The following is a 21057-nucleotide window of genomic DNA, read 5'->3' on the forward strand; positions in this document are numbered from 1 at the left end:
AAAAAAGGCGCCTAGGCGCCTTTATAATATTATGCTGTTAAGCCAGCAGGTGGCTCAGCAAATGCTTCTTCACCGGTTTCAACATCAACCAGTTCGTAGCCTCGGGCTTTGCGCACAACCTTAAGTACTGGCTTTTCTAGCGCCGTTTTTAAACGATCGGCATCAGCTGCTAGCTCATCTAGCGTTGTACCAAAAGGTGCTGCGCCTGTTTCTGACCAATTAGTTACTTTGCCATTTAAGTTATATTCTACTTCGTGTATTTGGTATTGCGCTGCTTCATCTTTCGTTGCTTCACAAAAAATTACACGGTAGTTCCAAAATCCAGCCATTTTTCTATCTCATTAAAGTTAATTAACGCTACTTTACCAGCTTTATAAAAACATAAAAGCCTGCACAAGGCAGGCTTTTAAAAATTAATAAAATTTAAGGTTATCTTTAGAAAAAGTTAACTTTAAATTCAGCACCAATGTAGCGCTCTTCATTAACAATACCCGTATTGTTATTGAAGTCTACCGCACCAATTGCTTGTTGCTCATCAAATAAGTTACGAACAAATGCAGATACTTGGTACTCGTAGTCACCTTCAGCCCACTCGTAGCCTGCACGTAAACCTACTTCTGTTAATGCTTTACCTTCAAATTCTACTGAATCGTATAGGAACATGTTAATTTCGCTACGGTAAGAAATATCACCTAATGCGAAGAAATTACCATCTTCAAGTTCTTTCGTATAACGAAGGGTAAAGTTAGAGATCCACTCTGGCGCATGCGGTAAGCTGTTGCCATCTAGTACGGCTAAACCTGCATCGTTAATAGGGTCATTCACGATACATTGAGCACATACCGCTACAGCTAACTCATCATCTTTAATTTCAGTCTTGTTGTAGCTTAAGTTAAATGTTGCATTAAACTCATCGCTTAATACCCATTCTGTATCTAGCTCAAAACCGTAGCCTGTTGTTTTATCAGCGTTAACTAGGCGGTTAAAGTTAGCACCACCACCTACAGCAGTAAGCTGTTGGTCGTCCATTGTGTAGTAAAATACCGTTGCATTTACACGGCCTTGGCCGTCAAGAACGTCTGATTTAATACCGGTTTCGAATGAAGTAACGGTTTCTGATTCAGCTGTTGTTACGTCATCACCAAATAAAATACGACCTTGTAAGCTAGGCGCGCGGAACGTGTTTGCTACACGGCTGTACCAGTTTACATCGTCATTAACTTTGTAGTTTGCAGATAAATCCCAACTTACGTGGCTGTCACTTACACTACGCTCTACGTATAAAGCACCACCGCCAATTGGGCTAATTGTACGGTCTGCAACAAAATCTTTTTCGTCATCAGAGTAACGAAGACCCGCTGTTACTTTTAACTTATCTGAGAAGATGTAATCTACTGAGCCGAAAATAGCCCATGCTGTTGTGTCTTGTTGTTGCTGAACATAACCGTTTAAAGCGCCAGCAGGTGAAGAGAACGTATCGTAACTAAAGTTTTCGATTGTAAGCTCTTCATCAAAGTAAAAAAGACCAACTTGGTAGTTTAAGTCACCGCTGAAGTTACTAGCAAGGCGAAGCTCTTGCGTTAACTGATCTTGCTCTGGAATACCATCCGCACTTTCTGAAGAAAACGGAATAAAACCTGGACCCATGTAATCAGGGATATAAGAAGCACCGTAACCGCCGTCAATATCTGCACGTGAGTATATTTCTGCACTTTCCCAACCTGAAATAGAGGTTAGCGTGTATTCATCGCTAATATCCCACTCAAGCTTTAAGCTTGCGCCTTCAGATTCAACTTGCTGGGTATTGCGTACAGCGGCATCTTGATAAACAACATCATGCTCGTAGTTGTCTACTAAATCGTTTGAGCCTGATTCAATAACGTTTGCACGAAACGCAATTGGTGAGCCGTCTAGGTCACGCGTGTGGTAGTTTAGAAGAGCAGTAAAGTCATCGCCTTCGTATAAAAACTGAATACGCGCTGCTTTTTCTGTGTAGCCGCCCTGCTCGTCTTTCGCTTCAAAGCCAGGCGCTTGGTTGTCGATGTAATCATCTTTATCTTGCCATAGCAAAGAAACACGTGCAGATAAACGGTCAGTTAATGCACCACCTACAGCGCCTTCTGTATCTACAGCGCCACGGCTACCGTAAGAAACAGCACCGTAACCTTCAAATTCTTGGCTTGGTTTAACAGTATCAAATTTAACTAGGCCAGCCGGCGTATTACGGCCAAACAAAGTACCTTGTGGACCACGTAGTACTTCTACACGCTCAACATCAAATACTGGAAAGCCTTTTAAAATGGCATTTTCTTGAACCACTTCATCAACAACTAATGAAACAGGTTGTGAAGCATTAAGATCGAAATCGGTATTACCCAAACCACGAACATAAAAACGAGGGAAAGAACGTCCAAACGATGATTCGATTGAAAGACTTGGGATTTTCGCACTCATAAAGCGAATATCCATACCAGCAGAACTATAAGCATCAAGGTTATCACCTTGTAATGCAGATACAGCAACAGGCACTTCTTGTGCATTTTCTACACGTTTACGAGCAGTAACTTGAATAACTTCTAATTGGTTATTTTTTTTTGCAGTTTCTTCTTCAGCAGCAAGAGTAGAAACAGAGGTACCAGCTGCAGATAATAAAGCAGCATTAATTATGGTCGCTATTGCAGTTTTTTTGATTGCTTTCATGTCGGGTATAAACCTTTTGTATGCACTCTTGTTCAACGGTTTTTTGTGTTGCGCAATGTATTCATTGCGGGCTCGTACAATTTTTCGCGTCTAGCTTTATGGCGCGCGGACCTCATCACCGAGAGTACAAAAACGGAGTAATGAGGCTGAACGAACGATGAAGATTATACCATCGTATTACAAATTTACTGCATAAATATGTACAAAAAAGTAAACTTTTTTGCAACATTTAACCTCATTTTATAGCTTTTTTACCCGCTTTTAGATGCAAAAGACTAATAATGCGGACATATGTCCTTTCTTTCAAAAGCCGCTTTAAAGTAGCAAACTGCGTATTTTTACAAATAAACCCAAACTAGAAACGCGCAGTTAAAACCCGTTAATGCTTGCTAAATTTTTAAAGGCTAAATTCATTGAGTACGCTTTAACGCAATTTCTCCATCAATGTGAATATCGCGCTGTGGAAACGCAATCACCACATCATGTTTTTCAAAAACAGCATAGATACTAAAACGGATATCACTACGTACTTTTCTGAGCATGGTTTCTGACTCTGCACAAACCCAAAAAATTGCATTAAATACCAGTGAGCTATCAGCAAAGTCGTCAAATAAAACAGAGGCTTTTGGATTTGTTAGTATCGCATCATGATCATCAAGCACTTGTTGAATTAACGTTTTAACTAACAATACATCGCTGCCATAAGCAACACCTACGCTAACCGAGGAGCGGGCATTACCGTCTATTAAGGTCCAGTTAGTCACTGTGTTTTCTAATAGTTGCGAATTAGGGATTAACATATGCACACCATCGTTACGGCGAATGCGGGTAGAGCGCGTATTAATAGTTTCTACTACGCCCTTTGCATTACCTACTTCTAAAAAGTCCCCAATACGAATTGGCCGCTCCCACATTAAAATCCAGCCACTAATAAAGTTATTAATAATGTTTTGCGCACCAAATCCAACCCCAATGGCTATGGCCCCTGATACAAATGCAAAGGCCGTAAGCGGAATACTTAAAACCTCTAACGAGGTGAAAATTAATATTGCGATACTCAAAATAAAATAAATGCGCGTAAATAGATGAACCGCGTCTTGGCTGATTTTTTTGGCCAGCAGTGTTTTTTTAATAAGTTTGCCAATGCGCGTTACTACAAACCACATAGCAAATAAAATTAAAGGAACTTGTATAACCTTAGCCACAGTGATGTGTACGTCGTTATAGGTAAAAATAACCAAGCTGAGATAATGTTGAATGTGTTCGAGCGTCATGTATTTTCCAAAGTATTATTTATTGTTTGTTATTTGTTCAGTAAAAATGAGTGTGGTTCAGTCTTCTATTGTTTGTTATTTGTTCAGTAAAAATGAGTGTGGTTCAGTCTTCGCTAAGCTTAGCACGGCATAATAGTGTTAAAACGCTAAGTTAATAGATTTAACGTTTTTGTTTAAACAATTTATTAACTCTTTATTGCACCGAGTGCTATATAAATAGTGTACAAGCACTGGAGATTACATATGTCACAACTTACTCTAAATCAAAGACTCGCTACTTTGCAGCCGCAGGTAGATTTAAATTTGTTTGAAAGCAGCCTAGATTACCGCAATAAAATTTTGTGCCTTCTTGCTGAGCAAGAACAAACACTTGCTACTATTAATAAAGAATTTGGCCAGCAATCTAATAGCTTTGGTTCTGAAAAACGCTTTGTTCTTGGCTATAACTAGCCTTTAAAAAACACACACAATACAATATTTAAGTAGCCTTACGTTTATTTTTAAGGCTACTTTTACCTCCAAATCGCATTTTTAGTAGCTAATTTGCGTTTAAATCCCGCTTAATACCGATAAACTTTATTGTATAAACGCCAAAATTTGATAAGTTAACTGGGTTTTCGACTCGAAAAGCCTATTTCGGCTCATCTTTTTATGGAGTTATTATGCGTAAAACACTGATCGCCACTACTATTGCTAGTGCCCTAATCCTATCTGCTTGTTCATCTAACGAAACTCAGAACACAGCTAAAGAGAGCGCAGCACAAGTGCAAGATATGAACGCAAACAATGTATTATTCAAACCAAGCCCATTACAATACATGGCACCAGAGTTTGATAAGTTTGGTACAAAAGACTACGAAGCAGGCTTTGATGCAGGTATTGCTCAGCACACTGCGCAAGTTCAAGCTATTGCAAACAACCCAGAACCAGCAACATTTGAAAACACACTTGTTGAGATGGAAAAATCTGGTGAGTTGTTAAACCGCGTATCTGCTGCTTTTTACAACCTATCGGGTTTAATTTCAGATGACGAATACCAACGTATAAGCAAAAAAATGGCGCCGGTATTATCTGCTCACTCTGATGACATTTACTTAAATGGTGCGTTATTTAAGCGTGTACAAACTATTTACGACAATAAAGATGCGCTTAACGCTGAAGATCAACGCTTAGTTGATTTCTACTACAAGCAATTTGTAAAAGCCGGTGCTAAGTTAAGCGATGCTGAAAAAGCAAAAATGCGTGAAATAAACGCTCAGCTTGCAGAGCTATCTACTGCGTTCTCTCAAAACATTTTAAAATCGTTTAAAGAAGACGTTATTGTTGTTACAGACAAATCTAAACTTGCTGGCCTATCTGAAGGTGAAATTGCAGGCCTTGCAGCCGCAGCTAAAAAAGCAGGCAAAGACGGCTACATGATCACCCTGGTTAATACCACTCAGCAGCCTATCTTATCAAGCCTTGAAAACCGTGAACTACGCGAGCAAATTTTTAAAGCCTCTACAAACCGTGCTGCTAAAACTAACGGCCCTATCATTATTGAAGAAACGAACCTGCGTGCACAAAAAGCAGAGCTGTTAGGCTTTAAAGATTGGGCATCGTATGTAATGACTTCGCGTATGGCACAAACAACCGACAACGTGTACGGCATTTTAGATGACCTTGCACCAAAAGCTGTTGAAAAAGCCAAAGCAGAAGCGGCCGCTATCCAAAAAGTAATTAACGATTCTGGCGAAAGCTTTGAGCTTAAGCCATGGGATTGGGCGTTTTACGCAGAAAAAGTACGTGCTGAAAAGTACGACCTAGATCCTGCGCTAGTTAAGCCTTACTTTGAAATGAACTCTGTGATCCATGATGGGTTATTCTTCGCAATGAACAAGCTTTACGGTATCACCTTTAAAGAGCGTAAAGACTTACCTGTTTACCACGAAGATGTAACAGCGTACGAAGTATTTAACGCAGATGGCAGCGCTATTGGTTTATTTTACATGGACCCATACGCACGCGAAGGTAAGCGTGGCGGTGCATGGATGAGTGCATACGTAAGCCAAAGCGGCTTAAAAGGCACTAAACCAGTTATTTACAACGCACAAAACATTCCAAAACCAGCTGAAGGTGAGCCAACGCTAATGACCTTCGACGAAGTATCGACTATGTTCCATGAATTTGGTCATGCTGCGCACGGTTTATTCTCAAATGTTAAATACCCAAGCCTAGCGGGTACTGCTACAGCACGTGACTTTGTTGAATTTCCTTCACAGGCACACGAAGACTGGATGATTGAACCTACCGTACTTGCTAACTACGCTAAGCATTACAAAACGGGTGAGCCAATTCCACAAGCATTACTTGATAAAGTATTAGCATCGCAAAAATTCAACCAAGGCTTTGGTACTACTGAATACTTAGCAGCTGCTTTACTTGATATGGAATGGCACTCATTTGGTTCTGATAAAAAAATCAGTGATGTTCAAAAGTTTGAAAGCGATGCGCTAAAAGCACACGGTATTGATTACTACCCAGTACCACCGCGTTATAAATCAAACTACTTTAGCCATACTTTTGCAGGTGGTTACTCAGCAGGTTACTACGCCTACCTATGGACTGAAGTATTTGCAGCCGATGCGTTTGCACATATGGAAAATAACGGTGGCCTAACCCGTGAAAACGGTGACAAGTTCCGTGAAGAAATCCTATCAAAAGGTAACAGCCGCGACTTAATGCAAAGCTACATTGAGTTTAGAGGCCAAAAACCAACGACAGACGCACTTCTTAAGCGCCGTGGTTTAGTTGATTAATAACCTCGTTTATTAATTTTAACCTTATAAAAGCCCGCTTGCGGGCTTTTATTGTTTATAACAGATAAACTAGCCACACTATAAATTATAAAAAACGACAATTATGGGCTATTTATTTGCAGTTACCCTACTTTGGGCTTTTTCATTTAGTTTAATTGGTGTGTACCTAGCAGGCCAAGTTGATGCGTGGTTTAGCGTATTAATACGAGTTGCATTAGCCACGTTGGTTTTTTTACCCTTTTTAAAACCTAAACTTACCTCAAAACCACTCGCACTTAAGCTAATGCTGATAGGCGCTGTGCAACTAGGTGTTATGTACAGCTTTTACTATCACTCCTTTTTATTTTTAAGCGTACCCGAAGTGTTGCTCTTTACCGTTATGACGCCGCTTTATATAACGCTTTTAAACGATGCATTTAATAAGCATTTTAACCCTCGCTTTTTTGCGGTTGCGCTTATTGCCGTACTGGGCGCGGTAGCTATTCGCTGGGAAAGCCTCAATAGTCATTTCATCATAGGTTTATTACTGGTTCAGGGTGCCAATATTAGTTTTGCCACCGGACAAGTAACTTATAAACGTTTAATGGCCACTAATCAGTTGGATGACAAAACCGTATTTGGTTGGTTTTTTATTGGCGCCTTAGTGGTGGCGAGTGCTTGCTACGCTTTATTTGGCAATACAAGCAAATTGCCGAGTACACCTACTCAGTGGGGTATTTTAATATATTTAGGTATTGTAGCCTCAGGCCTTGGTTACTTTTTATGGAACAAAGGGGCAACAAAAGTAAATGTGGGAGCATTAGCCGTTATGAACAACGTGCTTATTCCTGCCGGTATTATTGTTAACGTGCTTATATGGAATAAAAATGCCGACATTATGCGCTTAAGTATGGGGGGTGCAATTATGTTAGCGGCACTGGTAATTAATCAAATAGGGACAAATAAACATAACGTCACATCCTTGTAGCTAATTTGTCATTGAATGCGATTAGGGTTGAATAAATTAACGTTAAGGAACAAACATGAAACATCTCACCCTAATAACAAGCTCAGTAATACTTGCACTACTGAGCGGCTGCGACGACGATGTCGAAATTGTAGAAAAAGACGTAGTCGTTACCAATACCACTGTTGAGGTTGTTGAAGTACCGACGCCTGTAATTGTTGAAGTTGCAAAAGGCGAGGCGCCTGATATTCAATTAGGTACTCGTGCCGACTACTTAATTAACGATATGGCACAGAGCGATTTAAAAACAAAATTAGAATCGTGTACGGATGGGCCATTTTACCGTACAGATTTTTCTATTGGTCATCGTGGTGCGCCAATGCAATACCCTGAGCATACAAAGGAGTCTTATATAGCTGCGGCGCGTATGGGCGCAGGTATTGTCGAGTGCGATGTAACCTTTACCAGCGACAAAGAGCTCGTGTGTCGCCACTCTCAGTGCGATTTGCACACCACCACCAATATATTAGCCATTCCTGAACTTGCCGCTAAATGCAGTGTGCCTTTTACTCCAGCTAACGCGGCCAGTGGCACGCCTGCCACCGCTAAATGCTGCACAAGTGATATCAGCCTGAGCGAATTTTTAACGCTTGAAGGTAAAATGGATGGCGCCAACACCCAAGCCACTACTGTTGGTGAATATATGCAGGGCACGCCCAGCTGGCGCACCGATTTATACGCCACAAGTGGAACATTAGTAACTCATAAACAAAGTATTGAGTTATTTAAAAGCTTGGGTGTAAAAATGACCCCAGAGCTAAAATCTCCGCAAGTGAGCATGCCTTTTGAGGGAATGACACAACAGCAATACGCGCAAAAAATGCTTGATGAGTACACGCAATTGGACGTACCAAGCAGTGATGTGTACCCGCAATCGTTTAATCTTGATGATGTGAAATATTGGATAAATAACAACCCCGACTTTGCAAATCAAAGCGTATATTTAGATGGCCGTGACAGCGAAGCGGGCTTTGATCCAAGTAACCCTGCAACGTGGCAACCAAGTATGGAAGAGCTAGTAGCCGATGGCGTTAAAATATTAGCGCCCCCTATTTGGATGATGCTCACCATAGACAACGAAAGTAATATTGTCCCCTCACAATACGCCATTGACGCAAAAGCTGCAGGGCTTGAACTGATAGCATGGAGCCTTGAGCGCTCGGGGCCTCTTAACGAGGGCGGTGGCTACTACTATCAATCAATCGCCGATGTTATCGATAACGATGGCGACATGATGACGGTGGTTGATGTACTCGCGCAGGATGTCGGGGTTATGGGTATATTTTCGGATTGGCCTGCGACCGTAAGCTACTACGCAAGTTGTAATAAAATGCCTGCAAGCATTTAAAAAAACCAGTATCAGTGGTCGTTTATTTTTTTGCGCTCAGTTACCATAATCTTATTAATTATTTAACTGAGCGCTTTTATGATAATCCAACACCATAATACCGACCTAGCCACCTCTACAGGCTTAATGCGTACTACCGTTTACCGCCCACAAGCAGCTGGCCAATATCCAAGTATTATTTTTTACTCTGAAATTTTTCAGCAAACCGCGCCTATTGCGCGCAGCGCTGCTATTTTAGCAAGCTACGGCTTTGTTGTATTAGTGCCTGAGGTATTTCATGAGCTAAACCCGATTGGTACTGTACTTGCGTACGATGACGCGGGTAAAGATAAAGGCAATGCCGATAAATGGCAAAAGCCACTTGAGCACCACGACAGCGACACACAAGCACTCATCGACTTTGTACAAAATCAAGATTACTGCACTGGCACAGTGGGCGCCATGGGTGTGTGCATTGGTGGGCATTTAGCTTACAGAGCCGCATTAAACCCACACATAAAAGCTGCATTTTGTTTATACGCCACCGATATTCATAGTGATACCTTAACTGCTAATGCAGGTAACAATTCGTTTGAACGCATGGCTGATATTCAAGGTGAAATACACTTTATTTGGGGTAAGCAAGACCCACATGTACCGCAACAAGGCCGAAGTAAAATTTACCAGCAATGTGTAGCCACGGGTATTAATTACCACTGGCAAGAAGTAAACGCACAGCATGCGTTTATGCGTGATGAGGGCGAGCGTTACGATGCCGCGCTTGCAATTACTATGTACCAGCAAGCGGTTGCATTATTTAATCGTACTTTGTAATTAAGTTCGGTTTTACGTGCTTTTTAGCATGCCCAGTGCAGTATGTTGTTTAACAAAATAGGCTTTTAAATAATCAATAAACAACCTGAGCTTTTTGGAGCCTGCCGCCCCAGGTGGAAACACGCCATAAAGCTCAATATCTTTTGTTTTATAATCATCGAGTATTATTTCTAACAGCCCTGCTTGCACTTTAGGCCACGCATCATACAACGGAATGCGCCCAAGCCCGTGCCCGGCCTCTACAAACGCGGTACGCGCCGCGGCATTATTGGTGCTTATGCCGCCTTGTAGTATTACATCGTATTTTTTGCCCTCTTTGCTAAGGGTTAATGTTTTACTGCTAAGTTGGTACACCACCCATTTATGCAAGGCTAATTCAGCTGGCGTTTTAGGTTTGCCAAAGTGTTCAAAATATTCAGCTGAGCCACAAATACAGGTACTCATGGTGGTTAGTTTGGTGGCTTGTAAGTTTGAGTCACTTAAAGCGACCCCACGAATAGCAATATCAAAGCCGTTTTTTATTATATCAACCACATCATCGGTTAGTTGCAGGTCTATTTCAATTTTGGGGTATTGGCGTTTAAACGTATTAATTGCAGGCACAATTAGTTGCATGCCTACATTAACGGGGCAGCTAATTTTTAATACTCCTTGTGGCTCACTTTTAATGTTTTCTATTTGCTGATTAGCTGCGTTTGCTTGTTCTGTGATCACTCTACAGCGCTCATAATACGCAATGCCCGCCTCAGTTAGCGCCATAGTGCGGGTTGAGCGATTTAGTAGCGTAACTTCTAATTGCGTTTCTAATTTTTTAAGGTGATAACTTACCACCGCACGCGTTAACCCCAACTGCTTTGCAGCCGCAGTTAAACTGCCCTGCTCGACAATTTGCGCAAATACCACCATGCTTTTAAGTTGCTCAAACGACACTTTCATCACAAACCCACCAATGATTATTCAACCCAATAATTGTATCAATAATTAAACCAATAAAGTTAAATTTATCATCGTTGTTTAAATCCTTTTAAGTGCATATAGTTATTACAGCACCTTGGTTAACACCAAGCTTTAATTTACTCACTAATCGAAGGAATATTGTTATGGCTAAAAAAATACTTATGGTACTTACCTCACATTCAGAGCTTGGCAACACAGGCGAAAAAACAGGTTTTTGGGTAGAAGAATTTGCAGCACCTTACTATGCATTTGTTGATGCTGGTGCAGAGGTAACACTTGCTTCCCCTGCGGGTGGCCAACCGCCAATTGACCCAACCAGCACGCTTTCTGACTTTGAAACCGATGCAACAAAGCGCTATGATAACGACAGCGCAGCACAAACACTTATGGCAAACACCAAAGTATTAAGTGAAGTAAACGCCAGCGACTTTGACGCGGTATTTTACCCAGGCGGCCACGGCCCACTATGGGATTTAGTAGATAACAGCGATTCAATCTCACTTATTGAAAAGTTTGTAAAAGAGCAAAAGCCAGTAGCGGCTGTTTGCCACGCAAGTGCAGCCTTTTTAAATGTTAAAGATGCACAGGGCAATGCGCTGGTAGCTGGTAAAAAAGTAACAGGCTTTACTAACTCAGAAGAAGCCGCCGTGCAATTAACAGACGTAGTGCCATTTTTAGTTGAAGATGAACTCATTAAAAAAGGCGGCGATTATCAAAAAACCGACGACTGGGGCGTATTAGCGCTCGAAGATGGTTTAGTGATTACAGGCCAAAACCCAGCAAGTTCAGAGCTTGCTGCGAAAAAACTATTAACTAAACTAGGTTAAAATAACCCCTGTGCGCGGCGTATAACGCCGCGCTTATTAAATCGCTTTTAATAGTGAAAACATACTCCTATACTGGTACAAAACAATCCTACTAAAGCGTTTATATGCCAACTACCCCATCATCATCTTCACTGATAACCAGTACGCGATTTGCAATATTTAGCGTAGTTTTTATATGCCTAATACTACAAGTGATCAATAGTTTACCTGGCATTACGCTTAATGGTTTAGGTATATACCCTCGCAGCGTTCAAGGGTTAATCGGCATTTTATGCGCCCCATTTTTACATGGCAGCTGGTGGCACTTTGCTAGCAACATGTTGCCTTTTGCTGTACTTAGCTGGCTAATTTGCCAATACAGTGTAAAGCGCTTTTATACCGTGTTTATATTTACTGCGTTAATTGGCGGGCTATTAGTGTGGGCCTTTGGTCGAAGTAGTTTTCATGTTGGGTTAAGCGGCGTTATTTATGGTTTATGGGGATTTATACTGTGCTATGGCGTGGTTAGGCGCTCGTTTAAGTCTATTGTTATTGCCCTAGTAGTGGCAGTGCTTTACAGCGGATTTATTTGGGGCGTGCTACCACAACGCTTTCATGTCTCGTTCGAAAGTCACCTTTTTGGTGCGTTAAGTGGGTTCTTTTTAGGGTATAAACTTGCCAAAGCAGATAAATTAAAAGCACGATAATTTTTTCATTGCCTTTAATTAATTTTTTACGCCCCCAGCTTGTTATCTATGAGTATATAAATTAATTACATTTTTAAATTGAGGTTATTTATGAGTAATGAACACGAATACACGCCGCCTAAAGTTTGGACGTGGGACAGCGAAAGTGGTGGTAAATTTGCTAATATTAACCGCCCTATTGCCGGCGCCACTCATGACAAAACCTTAGACATTGGCAAGCATGCGTTTCAACTTTATTCATTAGCCACGCCTAATGGCCAAAAAGCGACCATTATGTTTGAAGAGTTATTAGAGCTTGGCCTAACCGATGCCGACTACGATGCCTATTTAATTAACATTGGCGAAGGCGACCAATTTGGCTCAGACTTTGTTGATATTAATCCAAACTCTAAAATTCCTGCGCTAATGGATCACTCTACCACGCCACCAACACGCATTTTTGAGTCGGGTTCAATTTTACAATACTTGGCAGAAAAATTTGATGTGCTAATCCCAAAAGATTTTAAAGCCAAGACCGAGTGCCGTAATTGGCTATTTTGGCAAATGGGTTCAGCGCCTTATTTAGGTGGCGGATTTGGTCATTTTTATAGCTACGCACCAACAAAAATGCAATACCCAATAGACCGTTTTACTATGGAAACTAAACGCCAGCTCGATGTATTAAATCGCCACTTAAGTGAAAACGAATACATGGCGGGTAGTGAATACTCTATTGCCGACATTGCCATTTGGCCTTGGTACGGCTCGTTGGTGCTTGGAAAATTATACGACGCCGCTGAGTTTTTAGATGTTGCCTCTTACACTCATGTAATGCGCTGGGCAGAGCAAATAGCAAAGCGCCCCGCTGTTAAACGTGGTCAACGTGTTAATCGCACTTGGGGCCCTGAAGAAGAGCAACTTAGCGAACGACATAACGCCAGCGACTTTTAATCTAACAGCCCATAACAAGACATTGTGTTATGGGCATTTTTTTATTTAAAATCTGCATTTTCCCTGTCATTAAACTATATTTATTATTGTGTTTTTATAAAATCTAACCTGCTTTACCCGCATTACTTTTCATAAGGCTTTAATGAGTGCAATATAAAAATTTAAATAGTGATGAACGCAGAGAAGCCGTAAAACTTTTATATTCTAATGCTTTATCTGGCATTGGTGTTTCGGCGTTAGTTAGCTTTGTACTTGTATTTGCATTTGACCTAACGGATGAAAGAACAAATCAAGAAAAAATAATTTGGCTTTTTTTTATGCTGGTTGTTTTGGCAGCAAGGCTAATGGATGTTATTTACTTTAACTACACCAAAGAAGTTAACCAGCCTTTTAATGCAAATAGCTTTTTAAAACGCTTTTCGGTGGGCTGTATAGCAACCGCGATTTCGTGGTCATGTTACGCACTGTGGTTTCATAAAAGCTCATCCACCGTTGAAATTACCACCACAATAGCTATTTTGTCGGCATTTGCTGGTGGCTCAGCCAATTTGCTCTCGGGTAGTCGCTTTACCTCGGTGTGTTACAGCATTATTTTATTAATGCCTTACTCTATAGTACTAACCTTATCTGATGACTATTACCACTATGTATTAGGCTTTTTGGGCATTACTTTTTCGGCAATTATGGTCGCCTCTTCTTATAAGTCGGCCACATTTACCCAAACAGCCATAAAATTACGAAATCAAAACCGCGAACTACTTAACGAAATGGAAAGCAAAGTAGAAACACGCACAGAAGAAATTTACCGTTTATCAAATACTGACCCGCTAACAAGCTTGTTAAACCGCACCGCTTTTTTAAAAGTGGCAAATAAACAACTGGCAGATCACCCCGAGGAAAAACTCGCTTTACTGTTTGTAGACCTAGATGGCTTTAAGCAAATTAATGACTCTATGGGTCATAAAGTTGGCGACCAAGTACTTAAAGAAATAGCCGAGCGACTCACTAACGTTTGCACCCGCCACTTATACAAATGCCGCTGGGGCGGAGATGAATTTTTAATTTTAACAACCTATGAGGATGAACAAGACTTATTTGATTTTGCCAAAAAGGTTATTAAAAGCATTCGTGCCGAGCATGAACGATATAAATACCAAAGCTGGGTATCTGCCACTATTGGCATAGCGTTATTTCCTGAGCATGAGGGCGATTTAAGCGCGTTAATTCGTTCAGCAGATTTAGCCATGTACCATCAAAAACGTATTGCCAAAGGCTGCGTAAATATTTACAACAATGACTTAAAGCGCCAACAAGAACGCGAACAATTGCTCAGTAAACGCTTAGCAAGTGCAATAAAAGACAACGGCTTGCGGTTAGTGTTTCAGCCTATTGTGGATAGCCAAACAGCGAAGGTGACCTCGTTTGAGTCACTTTTACGCTGGCAATTAAATGGCGAAGCGATATTTCCTGATGAATTTATTGCCATTGCCGAACAATACAACCTCATAACCGAACTTGGCTTATGGGTTATTGAGCAAGCGTGTGTGCAAGCTTGCACGTTTAAAAACGTACAACCCCCTATTGCTGTGAGCGTTAATGTATCTGTAATACAACTTCAAGACCCTGATTTTGTCACTAAGGTTGTAAATATCGTTGATCAATACGGCGTAAAGCCAGAAAACCTGCACCTTGAAATCACTGAATCTGTGTTTGCTGAGGATAAGCTCACCTTTTTAGCAGCAGTAAAAGAGCTGCAAAAACAAGGGTTTTGTATTTCTATTGACGACTTTGGTACTGGGTACTCATCCTTGTCGAGCATGTTAGATATTGGTGTAGACATAGTAAAAATAGATAAAAGCTTCATTCAAAACATGGATAAGCGAGGCTTAAGTATAATTCATGCTATTGTGCAAATGGCCTCAACACTAGATTTTATAGTAGTCGCTGAAGGTGTAGAAACTCTAGAGCAAGCCAACATGCTAAAAGAAATTGGTGTGTCTCACCTACAAGGTTATTACTTTTCTAAACCTATGGAACAACACTTTGTAGATTCGTACCTCAAAGAGCAAAACAAATTGTGTAGCTAGCAGTATGAAAAAACTCACTAAAGAGCAAGTCTATAAACGCCTTAACAACGATGAAGACGCACGCGCTTGTAAAGACATAAACGAAGATGACTGCAAAGAAGTGGCCGGTAACTTTATTCTTTTATTAACAAGCCAGCTTTTTAGTAAGTTTGCCGATGCCCTCCTCAACCCTAAAATAACTCTGCCTTGGTTAATGCAAAGCTTAAACGTGCCAAGCGCGTTTATAGCGTGGCTCGTGCCTATAAGAGAATCGGGCTCTTTATTACCACAATTAGCGATAGCCAATATTATCCGTAAACTCTCTGTAAGAAAGTGGGTATGGGTTTGCGGTGCATTTGCCCAATCGGTATGTATTGGCGCTATGGTTGGTGTTTCATTTGTGTTAGAAGGCGCTCAGGCTGGCTATGCAATTTTAGCTCTGCTGGTGCTCTTTAGCCTCGCCCGCGGGTTTAATTCTATTGCCGCTAAAGATGTATTAGGTAAAGTTATTCCTAAAAAAAAGCGGGGCAATATTAGTGGCCTAGCGGCAAGTATTGCTGGCTTTGCAACACTCACTTTTGGTTTAATGATGTGGTTTTTTTCGGGGCAAAAAGAGCAAAATACGGTATTAATTGCGCTGTGTTTAGGCGCTGTTTTGTGGGTTGTGGCTGCACTTTTTTATAGCCGCATAAACGAATACAAAGGCGCGACACAAGGCGGTAAAAATGGCTTTTTAAATGCGCTAAGTAAATTAAAGCTGCTTTATCAAGATAAACAATTTGCACATTTTGTAATTACCCGCGCCTTTTTACTTTGCTCAGCCCTAAGCGCGCCTTTTTATATTATTTTAGCAAGCTCTCAGCAGTTTGAATTTTCATTATTGGCAGTATTTTTAGCCGTGTCTGGCTTAGCAAGTTTAATTTCTGGGCCAATATGGGGAAGACTCAGCGATTTTTCTAGCCAAAAGGTGCTTGTGATCAGTGCGTTACTTGTCACCATAAACGGGGTGAGCGTGTTTGTAATAGCCACATGGTATAGCCAGCTGTTTGAATATGCTTGGGTAATACCTGGTTTTTATTTTTTGCTTTGCATTGCTCATCAAGGCGTACGGCTCGGGCGTAAAACCTATTTAGTAGATATGGCACAAGGCAATAAACGCACTGATTACGTGTCGGTTAGTAATACTGTAATTGGCATTTTGCTTTTAATGTTAGGCAGTATAGGGCTTTTAGAAGCATTTTTATCAACCGCACAGCTTATTTTGTTGTATAGCCTGCTCGGTTTGTTAGGTGCTATTAGCGCGATTTTTTTGCCTCAAGCAGAGTAATACCAATGCGCAATAATACGTAATCAATTAAGCGAATTGGTATAAAAAAAAGCCCAACAAAATAATTGCCGGGCTTTGGACTTAAGACCTAAGGATAAACAGTCAGCTTTACCTCAAGTTATAACACCTAAGCAGTTACATTTAGCAGTGAATCACCTTCACTTAAGCCAAATTTTTCTTGTACCGATGAAAGAATTGATTCTTTATCTTCATCAGATAGCTGGCTTGAATACTCAGTTAATAACTCATCTAAGTAGCTAACCACTTCGTCAGTATCAACAGATTCTAGAGAGTTTTGCGGCGGCGGTGGCGGGCGCTGCCCTTCAGGGCGTCCTGCATCGCCAATACTTTTAGCGTCAAAATCAAGTTCGCTCATTAAATCAGCTAACTCTTTTGTAGGTGAGATCCCCTGCTCTTCAAATGCAGCTTGAATACTTTGCGCATCTTCCGTGCTTAGGTTTTGTGCATCAAATTCTGCAAGTGTTTCTTTAACAAACTCAGTTTGCTCTGAAGTTAAAGCGCTTACTTGGCTAGATTGTTGAGTCATAAAACTCGCTGAACTACCAATACTGTTGATCATATTTTTCTCCCTTAACGTGAGCGGCGTGGTGGCTTGTGTTCACTTAATTCTTGTTCGCTAATTTCGCCATTCCCATCGGCATCTATTTCGTCAAAAATAGTTTGCGCATCGCCTTGCGGTGGCGCACTTTCGCTAAATTCTGCAAGGCTAATCACACCGTCACCATCTGCATCTATGCTTGAAAAGTCAGGTTTAGGTGGTGGGTTATCACCGCCTCTGGCTGCAACATTGGCTGAAAAAGCCATTGATAATAATGCAGCAACGGCAAAAGTAGAAAAATGCTTCATCGTGGTCACCTTGGGTTAAATATTAATAAAGGGTATGAATATAAAGTACGCTTAAAAAATGCAAACATTGTGCAAACAATAAGGAAATAAAAATAAATCCGATTTTTATCATGTTATTTTTACCTTATTCGGTATTTCGGTTATTGTGATAACTAATTACTTAAAACCACTTTCAACACCTGTTTTGAGAGCTAACATACTAAGGACTTATTAACATACATGTTTAATCTTCCAATTTTTCTAGTTGTATCGCAGTGAAAATACCTAAACGCCTCCAGCCACTCGTTGATGATGGCCTAATTGATGAAGTGATAAGCCGATTAATGAGCGGTAAAGAAGCGGATGTATTTGTGGTGCGCAGCGGTGGCGAAATTCGCTGTGCTAAAGTCTACAAAGATGCCGTTAAACGCAGCTTTAAAAAGGCAGCTCAGTATCAAGAAGGCCGAAAAGTAAGAGGCGGACGCCAAGCCCGCGCCATGGGTAAACGCTCTAGTTATGGGCGGCAACTAGAAGAGGAAATTTGGCAAAATGCAGAAGTAGACGCGCTTTCACGTTTATCACGTGCTGGCGTCAGAGTTCCTGATACTTATTACTGTATTGATGGCGTGTTGTTAATGGAGCTTGTGTGCGATGAAGACGGTGATGTTGCTCCACAGTTAGGGCATGTGACCCTTACACCGCAAGACGCTATTGAGCAGTACAGTATGATGGTTCATTATATTAAATTAATGCTGTGCGCTGGTATTATCCACGGTGACTTATCAGAATTTAACGTACTTGTTGATAGTAAAGGGCCTGTAATTATTGACCTTCCACAAGCTGTAAACGCCGCAGCCAATAACAGTGCGCAAGCAATGTTTACGCGCGATGTAAACAACATACGCCGTTATTATGCGCAGTTTGCACCTAGCCTATTAAACACCCATTACGCTAAAGAAATGTGGGCACTGTTTGAAGAGGCTAGCTTAACGCCAAACACTGTGCTCAGCGGAGAATTTGAAGACAGTAATGAATCTGCAGATGTAGATGCGGTACTCGATGAAATACAAGCGGCCGAATACGAAGAGTTCGACCGTTTAGAGCGTATTAAAAACGCTGACGATGAGTAAAACTGCGCTCACGTTTAGCTATTGAGGGTGAACAAACCGATAGCCCACACCGTAAACCGACTGAATAACGCTGTCGGTTTGCGTTACTTCATCAAGCTTTTTACGTAACTTTTTTATGTGGCTGTCTATAGTGCGGTGGCTAACTATACGTTGGTCTGCGTACATGGTGTCCATTAAGCTATCGCGTGAATAGATTCTGTTAGGGTTTGAATACAAAGGCTTAAATAGCTGAAATTCAAAATTAGTTAGTTCTATACTGCTATTTTTATAGTTTACACTGTAAGTACTTTCATCCAGTGTCATGGCATTATTTACCGGCTCTTTTGTGGTATTAACACGTCTTAAAATTGCTTTAACTCGCGCCACCAGCTCAGCATAACTAAACGGTTTGCAAATGTAGTCATCGGCGCCCAGTTCAAGTCCGAGTAACCGGTCAATCTCCTCCACCTTTGCCGAAACCATAATAATGGGCACATTAGAGAACTTTCTTATCGCTTTGCACAGCTCTATACCGCTTTGCCCTGGCAACATAATATCTAATAAAATAACACTTGGCTTATTACTTTCAAGCCAGCTAAGTACTTCATCACCATGATGAATAAGGTGCGTTTGATAATGATGACTTGTTAAAAAGTCGCTCATTAAATTGGCAAGTTTTATTTCATCTTCAACAATGAGTATTTGCTCACTCATACTTATCCTCTACTGAACTAATAAGGGTAATTTAATAACAATGCCAAGCCCGCCAATACTGGCTTTTTCGGCTGATATTTCGCCATTATGACCTTTAACAATATGCTGACAAATAGACAAACCTAAACCAGAGCCTCCCTCTTGGCGATTGCGAGAGCTGTCTACACGGTATAAATATTCAAACAAGTGCGATAAATGCGTTTGCTCAACGCCTATCCCGTTGTCCTCTATTATAAGCTCTAAATAGGCTTGGCCTTTAATATTTACGTTATTGGCACTTAAAGAAATAGTTGAGCACTGGGCGTAATGCACCGCATTCATTAATATATTATCTAGTAATTGCAGTATACGTGTTTTATCTGCGTTTACTGTGGTGTTGTTAGCACTATTAAGAAGGTAAAAATTAATAGCGTGCTGCTCAAAAATAACGTGATACTTTTGCTCTATGGAGTTAAGTAAAAAGCCTACGTCGGTAGGTTGCATGGTGTAATGCATGCCGCCTAGCTCGGCGCTGTTTAACATGTGTAGGTCGTCAATCAAGCGCTTTAAATGCAGCGCTTCATCGTTAGCAGAACTAATATTTTTATTATTTGGTTCACGTATCCCAAGCAACATAGCTTCGAGCTCACCGAGTAAAATGCTCATGGGCGTTCTTAGTTCATGAGAAATATTAGCTAACCAGCGTTTACGTACTTGCTCATCTTTAGCGAGCGTAAAGGCCAAGGTATTAAAATCTTCACTAAGCTGGCCCAGCTCGTCTTTTCTATCTAATAAAAGTTTGGTGCTGTACTGCCCTTTGGTTAGCTTATGCATACCACTGGCAATTTGCTTTACAGGGCCAACTAAATGCCTTGCCAGTAAAAAAGACAACATTAAGGTAAGTAGCCCTGCGGTTAACGCAATAAGCCATAAATAGTTAGTTTGTTGCTTTAAAAAATCCAGCTCGTACCCATCTGCTAGGCTTTTTCTTTTTGAAACAGCAAGGTAAGCAATTGTTTTACCTTCAAGCTCTATGGGCGTTTTAATGTACTTTAAATCCTCAAATAATTTACCAAAAATACGCTGCTGGTTTTCATCCAGTAGTGCATAGTGCGCGGCATGCTCGGGCGGTGGGCGACGATCTCGTTGCGCCATATGCTGTGGGGGTCTGGGTCTGCGTTCACCGCGAATTTCTGGGCGCTGTGGCATATCGCGTAAACTAGGTAAAAACTGGCTTGATTGCAATTGCGATTCAACCAACCTTAAAAAGCGCTGATCGTTACCTATAATTTTATCCCACGAAGGAGTTTGCGCGTATTTATTAGCCAGCTGTACTGCTAATGGCTCTAATGCTTTTACTTCTTTGGCGTTTACAAAATCAATAATACCTTGGCCAATACTGTACTGAATAAGCACAACTAGCCCCGCAATAATGCTAAAGGTGAAGCTAAATAATATTAAAAAAAGTTTGTTATGAATTTTCATTTATTTTTTATAAACCTGACTCTAAAAGCATTTGAGCTGTTATTTATTGCGTATTTTTTTACTGCTAAAACGTATTATTAAAAGCTCTAAGCACTTTCAAGAATAGCCTGTAATACCAATTGTATTAATTGCGTGTTCTATTATAGCGACTTATAAATAGCGCCTTTAATAACAACGTATAACGTTAACAAG

Annotated in this window: 19 protein-coding genes; 11 read left to right on the top strand and 8 right to left on the bottom strand. The window is 40.8% G+C overall.

The genetic code is table 11. The features are described 5' to 3' along the window. Positions 1 to 29: 29 nt before the first annotated feature. The 3 genes from PSH50_RS04055 to PSH50_RS04065 form a co-directional block, all read right to left on the bottom strand. Entirely contained in the window at positions 30 to 329 is a 300-nt protein-coding gene (locus PSH50_RS04055; protein WP_004587389.1) for a hypothetical protein, read from the bottom strand. 106 nt (positions 330 to 435) lie between these two features. Beyond that, positions 436 to 2700: a TonB-dependent receptor gene (locus PSH50_RS04060; RefSeq protein ID WP_024034236.1), complete on the bottom strand. Its 2265-nt coding sequence runs from the start codon at positions 2698 to 2700 to the stop codon at positions 436 to 438. Positions 2701 to 3110: 410 nt separating this feature from the next. After that, positions 3111 to 3974, bottom strand: coding sequence for a mechanosensitive ion channel family protein (locus PSH50_RS04065; RefSeq protein ID WP_024034237.1), 864 nt, complete (start codon positions 3972 to 3974; stop codon positions 3111 to 3113). A gap of 243 nt (positions 3975 to 4217) precedes the next feature. Between PSH50_RS04065 and PSH50_RS04070 the strand changes: the two genes are divergently transcribed. The 5 genes from PSH50_RS04070 (at position 4218) to PSH50_RS04090 (ending at position 9939) form a co-directional block, all read left to right on the top strand. Beyond that, positions 4218 to 4424 (top strand): hypothetical protein, encoded by a 207-nt coding sequence (locus tag PSH50_RS04070; protein ID WP_004587392.1) that lies wholly within the window; start codon positions 4218 to 4220, stop codon positions 4422 to 4424. A gap of 212 nt (positions 4425 to 4636) precedes the next feature. After that, a complete protein-coding gene (locus tag PSH50_RS04075) occupies positions 4637 to 6772 on the top strand; it encodes a M3 family metallopeptidase (RefSeq protein ID WP_096042068.1) in 2136 nt (711 codons plus the stop codon). Between the two features lie 103 nt (positions 6773 to 6875). After that, entirely contained in the window at positions 6876 to 7739 is an 864-nt protein-coding gene (locus PSH50_RS04080; RefSeq protein ID WP_273607149.1) for a carboxylate/amino acid/amine transporter, read from the top strand. A gap of 55 nt (positions 7740 to 7794) precedes the next feature. Beyond that, entirely contained in the window at positions 7795 to 9126 is a 1332-nt protein-coding gene (locus PSH50_RS04085; RefSeq protein WP_273586190.1) for a glycerophosphodiester phosphodiesterase family protein, read from the top strand. Between the two features lie 78 nt (positions 9127 to 9204). After that, positions 9205 to 9939, top strand: a complete 735-nt coding sequence (locus PSH50_RS04090) for a dienelactone hydrolase family protein (RefSeq protein WP_273609288.1) — start codon at positions 9205 to 9207, stop codon at positions 9937 to 9939. A 12-nt stretch (positions 9940 to 9951) separates the two neighbouring features. On the opposite strand, the gene PSH50_RS04095 is transcribed toward PSH50_RS04090, so the two are convergent. Next, positions 9952 to 10875 (bottom strand): LysR family transcriptional regulator, encoded by a 924-nt coding sequence (locus PSH50_RS04095; RefSeq protein ID WP_024034243.1) that lies wholly within the window; start codon positions 10873 to 10875, stop codon positions 9952 to 9954. Positions 10876 to 11039: 164 nt separating this feature from the next. On the opposite strand from PSH50_RS04095, the gene PSH50_RS04100 reads away from it, so the two are divergent. The 5 genes from PSH50_RS04100 (at position 11040) to PSH50_RS04120 (ending at position 16732) form a co-directional block, all read left to right on the top strand. Next, positions 11040 to 11723 (top strand): type 1 glutamine amidotransferase domain-containing protein, encoded by a 684-nt coding sequence (locus PSH50_RS04100; protein ID WP_064386837.1) that lies wholly within the window; start codon positions 11040 to 11042, stop codon positions 11721 to 11723. Between the two features lie 104 nt (positions 11724 to 11827). Continuing rightward, positions 11828 to 12409, top strand: coding sequence for a rhomboid family intramembrane serine protease (locus tag PSH50_RS04105; RefSeq protein WP_024034245.1), 582 nt, complete (start codon positions 11828 to 11830; stop codon positions 12407 to 12409). A gap of 90 nt (positions 12410 to 12499) precedes the next feature. Next, entirely contained in the window at positions 12500 to 13339 is an 840-nt protein-coding gene (gene yghU / locus PSH50_RS04110) for a glutathione-dependent disulfide-bond oxidoreductase (protein WP_004587400.1), read from the top strand. Positions 13340 to 13485: 146 nt separating this feature from the next. Further along, on the top strand, positions 13486 to 15426 hold the full coding sequence (locus PSH50_RS04115) for a bifunctional diguanylate cyclase/phosphodiesterase (protein ID WP_273609289.1): 1941 nt from the start codon (positions 13486 to 13488) through the stop codon (positions 15424 to 15426). Between the two features lie 4 nt (positions 15427 to 15430). Then, positions 15431 to 16732, top strand: a complete 1302-nt coding sequence (locus tag PSH50_RS04120) for an MFS transporter (protein ID WP_273609290.1) — start codon at positions 15431 to 15433, stop codon at positions 16730 to 16732. A gap of 127 nt (positions 16733 to 16859) precedes the next feature. On the opposite strand, the gene PSH50_RS04125 is transcribed toward PSH50_RS04120, so the two are convergent. Then, positions 16860 to 17312, bottom strand: a complete 453-nt coding sequence (locus PSH50_RS04125; protein WP_004587402.1) for a hypothetical protein — start codon at positions 17310 to 17312, stop codon at positions 16860 to 16862. A gap of 11 nt (positions 17313 to 17323) precedes the next feature. Further along, positions 17324 to 17599, bottom strand: a complete 276-nt coding sequence (locus PSH50_RS04130) for an EF-hand domain-containing protein (RefSeq protein WP_055252984.1) — start codon at positions 17597 to 17599, stop codon at positions 17324 to 17326. A gap of 254 nt (positions 17600 to 17853) precedes the next feature. Between PSH50_RS04130 and PSH50_RS04135 the strand changes: the two genes are divergently transcribed. Further along, positions 17854 to 18708, top strand: a complete 855-nt coding sequence (locus PSH50_RS04135) for a PA4780 family RIO1-like protein kinase (protein WP_273609291.1) — start codon at positions 17854 to 17856, stop codon at positions 18706 to 18708. Positions 18709 to 18726: 18 nt separating this feature from the next. On the opposite strand, the gene PSH50_RS04140 is transcribed toward PSH50_RS04135, so the two are convergent. Together PSH50_RS04140 and PSH50_RS04145 are read right to left on the bottom strand one after the other, a co-directional pair. After that, a complete protein-coding gene (locus PSH50_RS04140; RefSeq protein WP_029773415.1) occupies positions 18727 to 19401 on the bottom strand; it encodes a response regulator in 675 nt (224 codons plus the stop codon). 9 nt (positions 19402 to 19410) lie between these two features. Beyond that, positions 19411 to 20865 (bottom strand): ATP-binding protein, encoded by a 1455-nt coding sequence (locus PSH50_RS04145; RefSeq protein WP_248443043.1) that lies wholly within the window; start codon positions 20863 to 20865, stop codon positions 19411 to 19413. Between the last annotated feature and the right edge of the window lie 192 nt (positions 20866 to 21057).

Origin of the sequence: Pseudoalteromonas sp. Angola-7, assembly GCF_028599255.1 — a bacterium.
Taxonomy (GTDB): domain Bacteria; phylum Pseudomonadota; class Gammaproteobacteria; order Enterobacterales; family Alteromonadaceae; genus Pseudoalteromonas; species Pseudoalteromonas atlantica.